Annotated in this window: 18 protein-coding genes; 9 read left to right on the top strand and 9 right to left on the bottom strand. The window is 67.7% G+C overall.

Annotation, left to right across the window (positions count from 1 at the left end):
- The first annotated feature begins 33 nt into the window (after positions 1-33).
- Positions 34-642 carry an LPXTG cell wall anchor domain-containing protein gene (locus DFO47_RS01825; protein WP_133830464.1) on the top strand — a complete coding sequence of 203 codons (609 nt, stop codon included), beginning with the start codon at positions 34-36 and terminating at the stop codon, positions 640-642.
- Positions 643-946: 304 nt separating this feature from the next.
- The gene (locus DFO47_RS01830) at positions 947-1,402 is read left to right on the top strand and encodes a VanZ family protein (protein ID WP_133830465.1); all 456 of its coding nucleotides are present in this window, start codon (positions 947-949) and stop codon (positions 1,400-1,402) included.
- A 10-nt stretch (positions 1,403-1,412) separates the two neighbouring features.
- Here the strand turns inward: DFO47_RS01830 and galU are convergent, their stop codons facing one another.
- The 7 genes from galU to paaA form a co-directional block, all read right to left on the bottom strand.
- Positions 1,413-2,303 (bottom strand): UTP--glucose-1-phosphate uridylyltransferase GalU, encoded by an 891-nt coding sequence (gene galU, locus DFO47_RS01835; RefSeq protein WP_026264556.1) that lies wholly within the window; start codon positions 2,301-2,303, stop codon positions 1,413-1,415.
- Positions 2,304-2,396: 93 nt separating this feature from the next.
- On the bottom strand, positions 2,397-3,185 hold the full coding sequence (locus DFO47_RS01840; RefSeq protein ID WP_133830466.1) for an enoyl-CoA hydratase-related protein: 789 nt from the start codon (positions 3,183-3,185) through the stop codon (positions 2,397-2,399).
- 24 nt (positions 3,186-3,209) lie between these two features.
- Positions 3,210-4,436, bottom strand: a complete 1,227-nt coding sequence (gene paaE / locus DFO47_RS01845; RefSeq protein ID WP_133830467.1) for a 1,2-phenylacetyl-CoA epoxidase subunit PaaE — start codon at positions 4,434-4,436, stop codon at positions 3,210-3,212.
- Positions 4,437-4,445: 9 nt separating this feature from the next.
- A complete protein-coding gene (gene paaD, locus DFO47_RS01850; protein ID WP_133830661.1) occupies positions 4,446-4,970 on the bottom strand; it encodes a 1,2-phenylacetyl-CoA epoxidase subunit PaaD in 525 nt (174 codons plus the stop codon).
- Positions 4,971-4,975: 5 nt separating this feature from the next.
- Entirely contained in the window at positions 4,976-5,887 is a 912-nt protein-coding gene (gene paaC, locus DFO47_RS01855; RefSeq protein WP_133830468.1) for a 1,2-phenylacetyl-CoA epoxidase subunit PaaC, read from the bottom strand.
- On the bottom strand, positions 5,884-6,264 hold the full coding sequence (gene paaB, locus DFO47_RS01860; protein ID WP_133830660.1) for a 1,2-phenylacetyl-CoA epoxidase subunit PaaB: 381 nt from the start codon (positions 6,262-6,264) through the stop codon (positions 5,884-5,886). The genes paaC and paaB overlap by 4 nt, the downstream gene beginning before the upstream one ends.
- A gap of 5 nt (positions 6,265-6,269) precedes the next feature.
- Positions 6,270-7,286 carry a 1,2-phenylacetyl-CoA epoxidase subunit PaaA gene (gene paaA, locus DFO47_RS01865; RefSeq protein WP_133830469.1) on the bottom strand — a complete coding sequence of 339 codons (1,017 nt, stop codon included), beginning with the start codon at positions 7,284-7,286 and terminating at the stop codon, positions 6,270-6,272.
- A gap of 503 nt (positions 7,287-7,789) precedes the next feature.
- Between paaA and DFO47_RS01870 the strand changes: the two genes are divergently transcribed.
- The 7 genes from DFO47_RS01870 (at position 7,790) to DFO47_RS01900 (ending at position 13,964) form a co-directional block, all read left to right on the top strand.
- Positions 7,790-9,379 carry a S53 family peptidase gene (locus DFO47_RS01870; protein WP_133830470.1) on the top strand — a complete coding sequence of 530 codons (1,590 nt, stop codon included), beginning with the start codon at positions 7,790-7,792 and terminating at the stop codon, positions 9,377-9,379.
- Positions 9,380-9,508: 129 nt separating this feature from the next.
- Positions 9,509-10,264: a phosphatase PAP2 family protein gene (locus tag DFO47_RS01875; RefSeq protein ID WP_133830471.1), complete on the top strand. Its 756-nt coding sequence runs from the start codon at positions 9,509-9,511 to the stop codon at positions 10,262-10,264.
- 9 nt (positions 10,265-10,273) lie between these two features.
- Positions 10,274-11,038: a VTT domain-containing protein gene (locus DFO47_RS01880; RefSeq protein WP_133830472.1), complete on the top strand. Its 765-nt coding sequence runs from the start codon at positions 10,274-10,276 to the stop codon at positions 11,036-11,038.
- A gap of 5 nt (positions 11,039-11,043) precedes the next feature.
- Positions 11,044-11,715, top strand: a complete 672-nt coding sequence (locus tag DFO47_RS01885; protein ID WP_109045326.1) for a response regulator transcription factor — start codon at positions 11,044-11,046, stop codon at positions 11,713-11,715.
- Positions 11,712-12,773 carry a HAMP domain-containing sensor histidine kinase gene (locus DFO47_RS01890; RefSeq protein WP_133830473.1) on the top strand — a complete coding sequence of 354 codons (1,062 nt, stop codon included), beginning with the start codon at positions 11,712-11,714 and terminating at the stop codon, positions 12,771-12,773. The genes DFO47_RS01885 and DFO47_RS01890 overlap by 4 nt, the downstream gene beginning before the upstream one ends.
- Positions 12,774-12,882: 109 nt before the next feature.
- Complete coding sequence (locus DFO47_RS01895) at positions 12,883-13,317, top strand: VOC family protein (RefSeq protein ID WP_018761641.1); 435 nt, start codon at positions 12,883-12,885, stop codon at positions 13,315-13,317.
- 5 nt (positions 13,318-13,322) lie between these two features.
- Positions 13,323-13,964: a winged helix-turn-helix transcriptional regulator gene (locus DFO47_RS01900; protein WP_109045324.1), complete on the top strand. Its 642-nt coding sequence runs from the start codon at positions 13,323-13,325 to the stop codon at positions 13,962-13,964.
- 81 nt (positions 13,965-14,045) lie between these two features.
- Here DFO47_RS01900 and DFO47_RS01905 read toward each other — a convergent pair whose 3' ends face one another.
- Both DFO47_RS01905 and flgN read right to left on the bottom strand, forming a co-directional pair.
- On the bottom strand, positions 14,046-14,321 hold the full coding sequence (locus tag DFO47_RS01905) for a hypothetical protein (protein ID WP_243835299.1): 276 nt from the start codon (positions 14,319-14,321) through the stop codon (positions 14,046-14,048).
- A gap of 53 nt (positions 14,322-14,374) precedes the next feature.
- Positions 14,375-14,980 carry a flagellar export chaperone FlgN gene (gene flgN, locus DFO47_RS01910; protein ID WP_347876393.1) on the bottom strand — a complete coding sequence of 202 codons (606 nt, stop codon included), beginning with the start codon at positions 14,978-14,980 and terminating at the stop codon, positions 14,375-14,377.
- Between the last annotated feature and the right edge of the window lie 22 nt (positions 14,981-15,002).

The raw sequence follows: 15,002 nt of genomic DNA on the forward strand, positions 1-15,002 counted from the left end.
ATCAAAAATTTAAACGTCTCCGGGGGGACACACATGAAGAAAACACTCGCAGCTCTCGCACTCGCGGGCTCCATCGCACTCATCGGTTCCGCGCCTGCCATGGCCGCAACCTACCCGGCACTTCCGCCGCAGGCCGCCGTTTCCGACGGAACCGTTGGACCGGGTGAAACCTTCGTCTTCCGCGGCCAGGGCTTCCTCGCCGGCGAAGGCCTGACCATCACCGTTACGCCGGGCCAGGCTCCGGCCTCCAACGGCGCCGGCCTGGGCCGCTCCGTTGCCGTGAAGATTCCCGTCTTCCAGGCACCGCAGACCCTGTCCGCAACCGCTGACGCCCAGGGCGCATTCTCCCTGCCGATCTCCATCAGCGAAGCCGGCACCTACTCCCTGACCGCAACCGGTAACACCTCCGGTGTCACCGTTGGCCCCGTCACGGTAACCGTGGCCGCCTCCCTGGCAAACACCGGTGGCGCCGCTGCCGGTGCCAACGGCGGCGCTCCGCTGGCCAACACGGGCGGCCTGGCCAACACCGGCGCCGACTCGGGCCTGATCCTGTGGACCCTGGTGGGCGCAGGCGCACTGGCCGCCGGTGCAACCTCCGTTGTGGTGGTTCGCCGCCGCGCCAAGGCAGAGGTTGCCGCCTAACCGCAGCAGCTCCTAGCACCAAAGAAGGTGGGTGCATCTCCGGAAACGGAGATGCACCCACCTTTTGCTTTGGGATTGATGCTGCGGGTTCCCGCAACCTTGAATTTAGCAAGCTCAATCACCAACGCTTTTGTGATAACTATTAGGGCTATGGGGAGACATTGGCGCAGGGCACCACGCGAATACGACTTTTCCGTCCCACTCCCCCGCCCACAGGTGCTCGGCTACGCCCTCCTCGTTCTCCTCGCGGCCTGCGCCTTCGCCACCGCCGCTTTTGCCCTTCTACAGACGTCCTGAGGCCCATTTGAGAATCCTCAACAACCACCGGCTGTGGCAGCTCATCCTGGCGGCCATGGTGGTTCCGTTGGCGCTCGTCGCTTTCTGGCCGACACCCGTAGACCAGCCCGTCTCAGGGCAACTGGCCATCGTGTTGAATTTCCTCCACCACCACGGCATTCCCCGCTGGTTTAACTACGACTTTGTGGAACGCTCCGCCAACGTTGGCCTCTTTCTTCCCGTCGGATTTGTTGCCGCCCTGGCATTTCCCAACAAAAAATGGTGGCAAATCGGCGCCTTTGGAATGCTCGTTTCCGGTTGCATTGAACTGGGGCAGCTTTTGTTTCTTCACAGCCGCTTTGCTAGCCCGTCAGATGTCATGACCAACACGTCAGGTGCTGTCATCGGCGCCCTGGTGGCACTCCTGGCCATGCAAAAAGGGAGGCCCGCCGCCATCCGGCAACGAGCCTCCCAAAAACAATAGAACGCCAGAGCTATCCGACGAAGCCCTTCATCCAGGTCTTCAGGTCCTCGCCGAACTCCACGCGCTCGGACGCCAGCGTGATGACGGCCTTGAGGTAGCTCAGCTTGTCGCCCGTGTCGTAGCGGCGGCCCTTGAAGACCACGCCGTACACGCCCGAACCTTCGCCCTCGCCGGCGGCGAGGGTCTGCAGGGCATCGGTCAGCTGGATCTCATTGCCACGGCCCGGAGCGGTATTCTCCAGGACGCCGAACACCGAGTGGTGCAGCACGTAGCGGCCGATCACGGCCAGGTTGGACGGTGCGTCAGCGACTGCCGGCTTCTCCACCAGGCTGTTGACGCGGACGTAGTCCTCGCCCTCAACAACCGAGATGTCAGCACAGCCGTAGGCACTGATCTGCGAGGGGTCAACCTCGATCAGGGCGATGACCGAACCGCCGGTCTTCTGCTGCACCTCCATCATGGTGCCCAGCAGGTTCTCAGCCTCATCGATGAGGTCATCACCCAGGAGCACCGCGAAGGGCTCATCCCCTACGTGCTGCTGGGCGCAGAGCACAGCGTGGCCCAGGCCCTTGGCCTCACCCTGGCGGACGTAGTGGATGGGACCCAGGTTGGAGGCGTACTCCACCATGCCCAGCTTGTCCTTGTCCCCCTTGGCCTCCAGCGCAGCCTCCAGGCCGGGCTCGCGGTCGAAGTGGTCCTCCAGGGCACGCTTGTTGCGGCCCGTGATCATCAGCAGGTCAGTGAGGCCGGCATCCACCGCTTCCTCGACCACATACTGGATGGCCGGGCGGTCAACCACCGGCAACATTTCCTTCGGCATTGCCTTGGTGGCGGGCAGGAAGCGAGTTCCCAATCCGGCAGCAGGAATGACGGCTTTGGTGATAGCTCTCCCCATAGTCATAGCTGAACCTTAACAAATTTGATGGAGCGGCGGGCAATTATGATTTCGTGGACCGGGTTTCGGTGAGGTTCGACAAGCTCGATTTCGACAAGCTCAATTACCGCGGAATTGCGGTTCGCGCTTCTCTTGGAACGCCCGGAAACCCTCCGCGTAATCATCGGTCTTGCAGAGGCGCGCCTGCTCCTCGTTCTCCTCCTGCATGGCCTGCCACAGGCCCAGACGCTGGTCGCGGATGTGCGCCACCAGCTCCTTCGAGGCAACGAACGCACCCGTGGCACCGGTAGCGACGCGCGAAACGATCGCCCTGGTGGAGTCCAGCAGCTCGGCCGCCGGCATGGCACGGCTGAACATGCCCTGCGCCACCGCCTCGGCCCCCGAGATCAGGTCCGCCGTGTAGATCAGGTCCAGCGTCCGGTGCATGCCCAGCCGCTCCGTGAAGTACCAGTGCCCGCCCGAATCCAGCGTGGCGCCCAGCTTGGCAAAGGGCGAGCCGAACTTGGCGTTCTCCGCCACGTACACCACATCCGTGGCCAGCAACAGCCCCAGCCCCACGCCCAGGCACGCCCCTTGGGCCGCGGCGAACGTCGGCGCCGGGAACGCGGCCATCTTCTTCAGCAACGGCTCCACCAGCCCACCCAGATACGCTGCGGCGTCGTCACTCTCCGGGGTGACCCCGGCGATGTCCCGGCCCGCGCAAAAGGCCCGGCCCTCTCCCCTCAGCAGCAGCGCCCGCACCTCACCGCGCGAGGCGGCGGCAGCAGCGTCGTCGTACGCCTGGGTTAAATCCCGCAGCGCCTGCTCATCCAGCGAGTTCAGCTTGTGCGGTGCGTCCAGAACGACCTCTGCGATGCCGTTGCCGATGCCGATGGAAAGGGAAATCATGGGGCTCCTTGTAGTGAAAACGGATTAGACGTCGAAGTCGACTGTGACTTCCTTGCTGGTGGGGTGGCTTTGGCAGGTGAGCACGTAGCCCTTGTCCAGCTCGTCCTGCTCCAGCGCGTAGTTCTCGTCCATGGTCACGGTGCCGGTGACCACCTTGGCCCGGCAGGTGCCGCACACTCCCCCAGCGCACGCGAACGGCACGTCCGGGCGGACCCGCAGCGCCGCGTTGAGGATGGACTCGCGGGCGTGCGTGGGGCTTGCCACCTCGCCCTGCAGGCCGTCCAGCTTGAACGTGATTTTGTAAGTCTCCTTGGACTCGTCCACCACCACGGGACGGCCGGCCTGGCCTTCCGGGCGGTCCGGCTTGCCGGACGTGAACAGCTCGAACCGGACGTTCTCCGGCTTCACGCCGCGCTCGGCCAGGGTGTCCCGGCACAGCTGCACCAGCTCGAACGGCCCGCACAGGAACCACTCGTCCACATCGTCCGCGTGCAGGGCGGTACCCAGCAGTTGCTGCAGCTTCTCCGCATCGATCCGGCCGGAGAGCAGCGGCGCGATCCGCTGCTCCCGCGAGAGCACGTGGTGGATGGCCAGCCGCTGCGGGTACTTGTCCTTCAGGTCCGCCAGCTCCTCCAGGAACATCACGTCCATGGCGGCCTTGTTGGCGTAGATCAGGTCGAACCGGGTCTCCGGATTGGCGGCCAGCAGCGTCCGGGCGATCGCGATCACCGGGGTGATCCCGGACCCGGCGGCGATGGCCACGAAGTTCCCCGCCTCCCCCGCGAGGTCTTCGGGGTGGTTCATGGAGTTCATGACGTTCTGCTCCACGGCCACGCCGTCGCGGCCGTGCTTGGACACGAACGCGCCCATGGGGCTCATCACGTCAAGGGTGTCCCCGGCCTTCAGCTCGGCGTTGGCCCAGGTGGAGAACAGCCCGCCCAGGTCCTTCTTGATGGCCACCCGGATCTCGCTGGTGCCGTCCTCGAAGCTGCGCGGCTCGGCGCAGATGGAGTAGCTGCGGCGGATTTCCTTCGGCTCGCCGTCCTCGTCCGGCAGCGTGGTGCGCAGGGCAACGTACTGGCCGGGCAGGTAGTCGAACTTGCCGGCGAGCTCCGCGGGGACGTGGAAGCTGACCTCGATGGCGTCCTCGGTGAGCCGGCGCACCTCCTGCACGGTGAGGGTGTGGAAGGACGGACGACGGCGGCCGGTCACCTCAGCCTCTTCGGCGGCGGTCTGGCGGACAACAGGCATGGGGGTTCCTTACAGGACTTTGAAGTAGTCGAACGGTTCCTTGCAGTCCTGGCACACATACAGCGCCTTGCAGGACGTGGAACCGAAGCGGGTGAGTTCCTTGGTGTTCAGGCTGTTGCACTGCGGGCACTTCACCGCCAGGCTCAGCCGGATGGGGCCGGAGTGTCCGCCCGCCTTGGAGTGGCCACTGGGCGGGGCGATGCCGTACTCCTGCAGCTTCTGCTTGCCGGCCTCCGTCATCCAGTCAGTGGTCCACGCCGGGGCCAGGACCAGGTCCACGTGCACGTCCCAGTAGCCCTCCTTCTTGAAGGCCGTGTAGAGGTCGTCCCGGATGGCGTCCATGGCCGGGCAGCCCGAGTACGTGGGCGTGATGGTGACCGTGACGCTTCCGTCCGTGCCGGCGTCGACCTTCCGCAAAATCCCCAGGTCCGCGATGGTGAGCACCGGGATCTCCGGGTCCACCACCGTGGCGGCGATGTCCCATGCCTTTTGCCGGGGCGTCTGCGTCCGGGTTTCGAAGTCCGAGATGTACATGGCAGTCACCAGCTGGCCCCGGGGTGCTCGCGGGCCAACACCTGCATCTCCGCGAGGATGTAGCCCAGGTGCTCCGAGTGCTTGCCGTGCCGGCCGCCGCCCGGGGCTGCGGGCACGTCCGGCACCTCCAGTTCGGCCTCGGTGAGGACGGCGGTGACCAGGCGGTCAAAGTCGCCTCTAAGGCTGGAAGGTGCGACGGCGGCACCCGCCTCAGCGAGGCGCTGCGTCAGGTCATCGTCCTGGAACAGTTCGTTGACGTACGGCCACATGAGGCGCAGGCCGTGGATCATCCGCTTGCGGGATTCCTCGGTGCCGCCGGCCAGGCGCAGCACCCACTGGCTGCTGTGGTCCCGGTGGTAATCCACTTCCTTCACGGCCTTGGCGGCAATGGCTGCCAGGGTGGCGTCCGTGGATTCGGTGAGCCGGCGGTAGAGCTCGTACTGGTAATAGCTCACCACGAACTGGCGGGCGATGGTTGCCGCGAAATCCCCGTTGGGCTGCTCGAACAGCTGGACACTCCGGAACTCGTGCTCGCGGCGGAAGTAGGCCAGCTCATCCTCAGACGTGGCCGTACCGTCCTCTTTGGGCATGCCGGCGCCGGCGTAGGTGAGGAAGCTGCGGGCGTGGCCCAGCTGGTCCAGGGCGATGTTGCCCAGGGCGATGTCCTCCTCCAGCTCCGGGGCGCGCGAGATCCAGTGGCCCAGCCGCTGGGCGAGGATCAGGGCGTCATCGCCCAGCCTCAGGGCGTACTCGGCGACGTCCCCGCTGGGCTTGACCAGGCCGGTCTTTACCTCCAGGGCGATGTCCTCCGGGCGCAGGGCGTTGCCGGGGGTGATGCGTGTTGCCGATGCGTTGGAGTCGCCGCCGGCCACGCCGGTGGAGATGTCGCCGTGGCCCGTGTTTTCGTGGGTGCTCACAGGTGCTTTACCCCTTCGCTCTTGGTGTAGTACGTGGCGTGCCGGTAATCCTTGCCCTGCGGGGACTCGAAGAAGGAGCCCTTGGAATCGGGATCGCTGGCAGCGATGGCGTCTGCCGGGACCACCCAGATGGACACGCCCTCGTTCCGGCGGGTGTAGAGGTCGCGGGCGTTGCGGAGGGCCATGGCGGCATCCGGTGCGTGCAGGGACCCGGCGTGGACGTGGCTCAGGCCGCGGCTGGAGCGGACGAAAACCTCCCAGAGGCCCCAGGCACCGCGGTCGTGGTGCTCCTGCGGCGCTGGTGATGCTTTGGGGGCTTCGCGGTTGATCTCGGTGGCGGAGCTGGCCGGGGTTTCCGGGTTGCCGTGGGGGGCCATGGGGCTCATGCTGCGTGTTCCTTCGTCTTCATCGACTCTTTTGCCTGCTGTTTTGCTCGCTGCTTGTCCGCATACGCGGCGGCTGCTTCACGGACCCAGGCGCCGTCGTCGTGCGCTGCCCTCCGCCGCTCGAGGCGCTGGGCGTTGCAGGGACCGCGGCCGGCCAGGACTTCCTGGAACTCGTGCCAGTCCAGCGGGCCGTGCTCCCACTTCTTGGTGTCCTCGTTGAAGCGGACCTGGTCATCGGGGAGGGTGAGGCCCAGGACCCGGACCTGCTCCACCATCATGCCCACGAAGCGGCTGCGGAGCTCGTCATTGCTGAACCGCTTGATGTTCCAGGCCATGGACTGCTTGGAGTTGGGGGAATCGTCGTCCGGCGGGCCGAACATCATCAGGGCCGGGGCGTACCAGCGGTTCACGGCGTCCTGGGCCATCTGCTTCTGCGCGGGCGTGCCGTTGGAGAGTTCCAGGAGGATCTCAAAGCCCTGGCGCTGGTGGAAGGACTCTTCCTTGCAGATGCGGACCATGGCGCGGCCGTAGGGGCCGTACGAGGCGCGGCACAGCGGGACCTGGTTGCAGATGGCTGCGCCGTCCACCAGCCAGCCGATGGCGCCCATGTCCGCCCAGGTCAGGGCCGGGTAGTTGAAGATGCTGGAGTAGCGGGCCTTGCCGGCGATGAGGTCGTCCATCATCTTGTCCCGGGACTGGCCTAGGGTCTCGGCGGCGCTGTAGAGGTAGAGCCCGTGGCCGGCCTCGTCCTGGACCTTGGCCATGAGGATGGCCTTGCGCTTCAGGCTGGGGGCGCGGGAGATCCAGTTGGCCTCCGGCTGCATGCCGATGATCTCGGAGTGGGCGTGCTGGGAGATCTGGCGCAGGAGGGTCTTGCGGTAGGCCGCCGGCATCCAGTCACGGGGCTCGATCCGGGAGTCCTCGGCGATGATGCGATCAAAGTGGGCCTCCCCCGCGGCGTCCGCTTCTTGGGTTAGCTCAGCCGGCACTGACTGCAAGTTCTGCGCTGCCATGGTTGCTCCTATGCAAAGACCTACTGGGACGTCCGGAATTATTTACCGACCGTTCGTTCAGGATATGCGGGCGCGGCGGAACTCGTCAAGCGTGCACCCCTCCCCCCGCTCACCTTCGACCGCTCTCCCCCCAACGCGCGCTCACCTTCAAGCGCCCTTCCACCGACGCGCGCTCACCTTCGACAGCTTTCCCACCGACGCCCGCTCACCTTCAAGCGCCCTTCCACCGACGCGCGCTCACCTTCGACCGTTCCGCCCCCAACGCCCGCTCACCTTTTGCGCGTGGCGCGTGCCGCCGTCGTGCGCTGGCTTCCCGGGGCCGGGCCCGCCGTCGTGCGCTGCCGCGGTTCTCCACGCACCCACATAACTGGCGCGCAACGGAATTTGCGCGGCGGAGGGGAACTGGTGCGTCGCCGGCCGCTCCGGAGGGACCAATGTTCCCTGTTCATTGTCAGTGGCGCGGAGCACAATTGGCCTTGCCCGACCATGAACGGAGCCATCCAATGTCTGAGCACACCAACCCCACCCCCGAGCACGCAGAGAGCCGTGTCCCCCTTCCCGGCTCAGAACGCCCCGCGGCGGCACGGATCCAAAACACCCTGGGTCCTGCCAATCCCGCGCACAGGATCGAGGTCACCGTGATCCTGCGCCGCCAGGAACCGCTGCCGGAGGCCTCCACCGAGCCCGCCCAGCCCCTGACCCGCGAGGAACTGGCAGCCCGCCACGGAGCCTCCGACGCTGACCTGAGCCTTGCCACCGAGACCTTCACCCGGCTCGGCGCCGACGTGGTCGAGGCCGACGCCGCCTCCCGCCGCATCCGACTCGCCGGGACGGTGGAGGTGCTGAGCCGGATCTTCGGCACCAGCCTGGAGGAAGTCACCAGCAGCGGTCCGCACGGCCACGATGTCACCCACCGGCACAGGACCGGCGGGCTGGAGATCCCCGCGGAACTGGACGGCGTTGTCACGGCGGTACTGGGCCTTGATGACCGGCCCCAGGCGCGCGCCCAGTTCCACGCCATTCCGCGGGCGGCATCCGGGACCAGCTACACACCGCCCGAGCTCGCCCGGATCTACAACTTCCCCGCGGGCGGCGGCGGCGCCGGCCAGACCGTGGCCATCATCGAACTCGGCGGCGGCTTCGCCCAATCCGACCTGGACGCCTACTTCGCCGAACTGGGCATCACCGGGCCCACGGTGCGGGCAGTGGGGGTCGACGGCGCCGCGAACCATCCCGGACAGGACCCCACGGGCGCGGACGGCGAAGTCCTCCTGGACATCGAAGTGGTGGGCGCCCTGGTGCCCCAGGCGGACATCCCGGTCTACTTCGCGCCCAACACCGACGCCGGATTCCTCGACGCCATCATCAACGCCTCCCACGCCGCCCCGGCACCCACGTCCATCAGCATCAGCTGGGGCCAAAGCGAGGACGACTGGACCGCCCAGGCCCGGACAGCCTTCGACCAGGCCCTGGCCGACGCCACGGCACTCGGCGTGACCGTCACCGCCGCCGCCGGGGACAACGGCAGCGCAGACGGCGCCACCGACGGCAAAGACCACGCCGATTTCCCCGCCTCCAGCCCCCACGCGCTGGCCTGCGGCGGAACCCGCCTCGACGCGGACCCCGCCACGGGAACCATCACGTCCGAGACTGTGTGGAACGACGGCCCGCACTCAGCCACCGGCGGCGGCTACAGCGACACCTTCCCCGTCCCCGCCTGGCAGTCAGGCCAGTCCGCGCACCACGGCGGCCACCACCCCACAGGGACGAAAGGCCGCGGAGTGCCGGACGTCAGCGCAGTGGCGGACCCCCAGACCGGCTACAAAGTGCGGGTGGACGGCACGGACATGGTCATTGGCGGGACCAGCGCCGTGGCACCGCTCTGGGCGGCACTCATCGCCCTCCTGGCGGAGTCCACCAGCCGCACCTTCGGGCAGATCCAGCCGCTGCTGTACCGCAACAAGGCGGCCTTCCGCGACATTACCGCCGGAAACAACGGCACCTACAAGGCCGCCGCCGGCTGGGACCCGTGCACCGGCCTCGGCAGCCCCGACGGAGCAGCGCTCCTCACCGCGATCTCGGCCGGCCCATGACCTGACGGGCGCCTTCGGCGGCCCTGCGGCGGCCACGTTTCTTAAGCCTTTCTTAGGAACCCTGGGGAAGGATCGAAACAGAGACCACGGACAGAACCCTGTCCGCCGCAGGACCATCCCGGAGGATTCGTGAACGGACCAGCCCGAGCCCACAAGACAACACCCGGCCCCCGCCCCACCGCCGGGGCACGCACCCGGTTCCCCGTGCTCCCCCAGGCCCGGCACTGGCTGCTGCTGGGCGCGCTGCTGTGCGCCGCCGTCGTCGTCCTCGGTTTCACGGTGCAGCTCCTGCCCGGCGACACCGCCGCCGAACTGCACGTGGACCAGGACCTCAGCACGCACCACGTTGCCGTGCTGACCGCCGTCGCGATGGGCATCAACTTCCTGTTCGGCCCGGTGGCGGGCCTGGGCCTGATCGCCGTCATCGCCGTGGTGGTGCTGCTGGTACGCCGCGACCTGGCCACGGCTGTTGCCTTCGGCGTGGTGGCGTGCTCGGGCTGGGTTGCCAGCGAAGTCTTCAAGCTGATCGTTGCCCGGCAGCGCCCCAACCCGGCCCTGCTGTTCGATCCCCTCTCGCCGGAGACCGGATCCAACAGCTTCCCCAGCGGCCACGTCAGCTTTGCCGTCGCCCTGGCCTTCGCCCTGTACTTCCTGGCCCGGGGCACCCGCTGGTCCAAGCTGGTGGCCGCTGCCGGCGCCGTCGTGGCCGTAACCGTCGCATGGTCCCGACTGTACGTCGGCGTGCACTACCCCACCGACGTGGCGGCCTCGTTCCTGGCCGCGAGCGCCGCCTTCGTGCTGCTCGCCGGGCTCTGGAACCGCTACGCTCCCCGGCTCTTCGACCGCCTGCCCGCCGCGCTCACCACCCCGTCCGGCCGACGCTAAGGGACCCCCATGCACACCCTGCTCACCCCTGACGTGGTCTCCGCCATGGCCACCGCGGGATCACCCTCCCTGCTGGACCCCGCAGGCCTGCTCGGCGGCCTGGGACCGGCAGCCCTCGGCGTCATCGCCGGGATGGTCTTCATCGAATCCGGCGTCCTGTTCCCGTTCCTGCCCGGTGATTCGCTGCTCTTCACCGCCGGGCTCCTGCACCAGCAGCTGCAGCTGGCCCTTCCCGTCCTCATCGGCGTGATCACGGCGGCCGCGATCGCCGGCGACCAGGTGGGCTACCTGCTGGGCCGGCGGTTCGGCCGGCGCTGGTTCAAGGACGACGCCAAGGTCCTGAAAACCGCCCACCTCACCGCCACCGAGGACTTCTTCCGCCGGCATGGCGGCGCGGCCGTGGTCCTGGCCCGCTTCGTCCCCATCATCAGGACGTTCGCCCCGCTGACCGCCGGTACCGCCCGCTACGGGTATAAATCCTTCACGCTGTGGAACATCGTGGGCGCCGCCGCCTGGGCCACATCCGTGACCCTGCTGGGGACGTGGCTTGGGCATTACGAAATCATCGCCAAGAACATCGACGTCATCGCCGTGCTCATGGTCCTGGTCTCCGTTGTTCCCTGGGCCGTGGAATACCTCAAGCGCCGCCGCGCCAACCGCCGTGCCGCCGCAGAGCCGTCCGCAGAGCACGACGACGACGCTTCGGCGGGTGCCGCGCCGCACCTCGACACGGTGGGCACCAGCGCTCGGCAGGACGCTTTCACGGAAGAATAGGCCGCATGACCACCGCGGACCGGCCTTCCCTGCTGCTCGCCGAGGACGATCCCGCGCTGGGACCAATGATCGCGGAACTGCTGGAGCCGGACTACCGGATCCGGCTCACCGCCACCGGCCAGGAAGCCCTGCACCTGGGGCTGACGCAGCCCTGGGACGTGATGGTGATTGACCGCGGCCTGCCCGTCATGGACGGACTGGCCGTCATCGCGGCGCTCCGGGCCAAAGGCATCGCCACCCCCATCCTGATCCTCACCGCGCTGGGCGAGACGGACGAGAAGGTCCGCGGGCTGGACACCGGCGCCAACGACTACATGACCAAACCGTTCGACGCCGGCGAGCTGGCGGCGCGGCTGCGCGCACTGACGCGCACCTTCGCTCCGCCCGCGGGGCCGGTGGGCATCGGCAGCTGGGACTTCGATCCGGCGTCGCGCTCTGTCCGTTCCGCCTACGGCGAGGTGGTGACGCTGACCGCCAAGGAAGCCGAACTCCTGGCGGCGCTGGCCGCCGAACCCGGCAGGGTGTTCACCCGCGACGACCTGCTCGCCGCGCATTTCCAGTCCACGGACCAGCCCGGCGTCATCGACACCTACGTCCACCACCTGCGCCGAAAGATCTCCCGGACCGTCATCCGCACCGTCCACGGCGTGGGCTACCAGATCGGCGACCCCTCATGACCTCTTACTCTTCCGGTGTTGGCTCCTCCGGCCCTGGCTCCACCGGCGTGTCCCACTCCGGTTCCGGGGACGCGGACCAGGACATCCTCCGCCGCGCGTCGCTGAAGGTGGCACTGCGGATCAGCGCCGGCGTGGCCGTCCTGGTGCTGGTGCTGCTTACCGCCGCCACCTTGTTCCTGATGAACAAGCTGGCCCATCCCACGCCGCCCGGTTCCACCGCCGGCAAGGCCTACACCTACCTGGATTCGAAGGACCTGATCGAGGGCATGATCCTGGCCGGGCTGGGGGGCATCGTGCTGGCCGGTGTGGTGGGCTGGATCAGCGCCCGCAGTGCCATCCGGCCGCTGGGCGAGGCCCTGGCCAGGCAACGGCGCTTCGTCCAGGACGCCAGCCATGAACTCCGCACCCCGCTGGCGATCCTTGATACCCGCATCCAGCTGGCGCAGCGCAAGGCCGAGCCCGGGTCCGAGCCGGCGCAGGCGTTGGCGAAGATCCGGGAGGACACGGCCACGCTGACGCGCATCGTCAACGAACTCCTGTTGGCGGCGACCGGCTCCACCGGCGGATCCGCCGGCGCGTCCGGGGACGTTGTCCCGGAGCCGGTGGACGTCGCGGCGGTTGCCCGGTCCGCCGCCGAAAGCCTCCAGGGCCTGGCCGGCCAACAGGGCGTCCGGCTGGACTTCTCCGGGGCCGGCATGGCGTGGGTGCGCGCAGATCCCGGCTCGCTGCGGCGCGCCATCCTGGCCCTGGCCGATAACGCCCTGGCCCACACCCCCTCCGGCGGAAGCATCACCATCAGCACCAATATCGAGGGATCCAGGGCCGTGGTCCTGGTGGCAGACACCGGATCCGGGATCACCGGGGTGGACCCCGAGCGGATCTTTGACCGGTTCGTCCGCGCCCCGGGGTTGGACGGAGCCGGGGGCAGGCGCAGCTTTGGCATAGGCCTGGCCCTGGTCCGCGACATCGCCACCGCAGCCGGCGGCACCGTGGACGTACAGCGGACCGGACCCGACGGCACGACCATGAGGCTTGCACTGCCGCTGGCGCGGGACTGAAGGGCGGGCTGAACGAACGGATTGGAAGCATGCAGTCTGGGTATTGACCCCTCACTTGTTTTTTGCAAGTATCGTGGTTATCCACTCCATCTTGGGAAATGAGACTGTGATGACCGCAATGTTCGTAAACCTGCCGGTGACCGACCTGGAGCGCGCCAAGGCGTTCTATACGGCGGTGGGTTTCACCATCAACCCGCTGTTCACTGACCACAACGCCGCATGCGTGGTGGTGGAGGAAGACCACAGCTATTTCATGCTCCTGGTCCGCGAGTACTTCCAGACCTTCAGCGACCGGCCCATCGGCGACCCGTCCGCGACCGTATCGGCCACCACCGCAATCTTCCTGGAGAGCCGGGATGCAGTGGACGCCAGCGTTGCCAGTGGCCTGGCAGCAGGCGGGACCGAGGCCCAGCCCGCTTCCGATTACGGCTTCATGTACCAGCGCCAGCTGACGGACCCGGACGGCAACATCCTTGAGTTTGGCTACATGGAAGCCGCTGCCGCCGAACAGGGCCCGGAAGCCTTCATGAACCAGCAGGCCTGAGGTTCATGGCCGCACGCGACTACGGACAGTACTCGGGCATCACGCGGGCCATGGAGATCGTCGGCGAACGGTGGGCCCTGCTGATCGTCCGCGACCTGCTCGTAGGGCCGCGCCGCTACGGTGAGCTCGCCGAGGGCCTGCCACGGATCCCGAGCAATATCCTGGCCGCGCGGCTCAAGGAACTGCAGGCGGCCGGCGTGATCCGCCGTGCGCCACGCTCGCGGGTCATCGTCTACGAGCTCACGCCGTACGGACGGGAACTCGAACCGGTGGTCCTCGCGCTGGGCGCCTGGGGCTTCAAGGCCATGGGCGATCCACGCGAGGACCAGATCATCAGCCCCGACTCGATGACCATGGACCTGCGCACCGCGTTCCGGCCGGATGTGGCGGCCGCCCTTCCTGCCACGGCCTATGCGGCCCACTTTGGTTCCGCCGACCTTTTGATCAGGGTCCAGGGACCGAGCCTCGACGTCATTCGCGGTGACGGCGCGGCGGACCTCGCCTTTTCCACCGGGCCGGACATCCGGCTGCTCATCTCCGGCGACATGGCACCAGACCGCGCGATCGAAAGCGGCGTGGTCCGGGTGCTGAGCGGGCCGGGAGACCTCCTCCGCCGCTTTGCGGACACCTTCCACCTGGCGGCCTGACAGTGTGCGGCGGCTCCTTGTGGCTGAGGCCCACCCAGCTAACGGGGCGTCATGGGGCACGTCGCGGGCCGGCGTCGTGCGTCAACGGCCGGCGAAGAACGGCAGCGACGGGTCCTCCACCAGGGCTGACTTCGCGGCATCGTCCGGGACCACGATGACCAGCAGGTCCTGGTACGGCTCGCCCGATTCAGGATTAATCGCCGTCTTGTGCGGGGCCCGGTACAGCACGAAGCCCCGGCCCTTGGGTCCCTGCGGCACTTTGTAGGTTGGACGGTCGCCCCAGGAGGTCCCCAGCACAACCTCGGGAAGGCCCCTGCAGATGGCATCGATGTCGCCCGGTGTTGCCTTGCGCTCCATCGCCACAACGTAGCCCCGCGCCGTGACCGGCCGCAATGCCCTGCGCCGGGCTCCTACTCGGTGGCGCCCAGGAACTCAGCCACCAGCGGCTGCCCGCAATTTTCCACCACGGCCAGGGCGTGCGCCGCGTTGGCCTGCCGGGCCAGGATCGAGAGTTCGTCGGCCGGCTCGGGGGACGACGCGACCGCATCCAGGTCCCGGGCCACGCCCTCCAGCGCGGACTTCAGCGCCTCCCGGTTTGCCTCTATCGCGGACTGGATGTGCTGGAGCAGCAGGGACATGTCGCGCCGGTGGTCCAGCAGGAGTTCGCCCCAAATCCCTTCGGGCGCCGCTGCAGCCAGGCGCTGAAGGTCCGGTTCGCCGGGAACGCCCCACTCTGCGGCGACCGCGGCGGCCTCGACATTGCGGGCGAGGGTCTCGAAGCGGAGCTTCTCCAGGACGGCTTCCAGGTCCGCGGATGTGAACGTTAACCATTGGGTTTTGCCCGTGCCCAGGTGCAGGAGCTGCGTTTCCAAGCGGAAATTCAACAGCTCGAGTTGCCGTCTTTCGCGCCACAACGTCGCGGAAAGTCCATCTGCCCCCAATGGTTCCCCAATCACTATGGAGTTCTGCCGCCGCGGAGATGCGAAATCCGCGCCGTCTTTTGCATGACAGTACACGTAATGGGTCGCTTTGAGGTGA

Origin of the sequence: Arthrobacter sp. AG258 (genome assembly GCF_004364695.1) — a bacterium.
Lineage (GTDB): Bacteria > Actinomycetota > Actinomycetes > Actinomycetales > Micrococcaceae > Arthrobacter.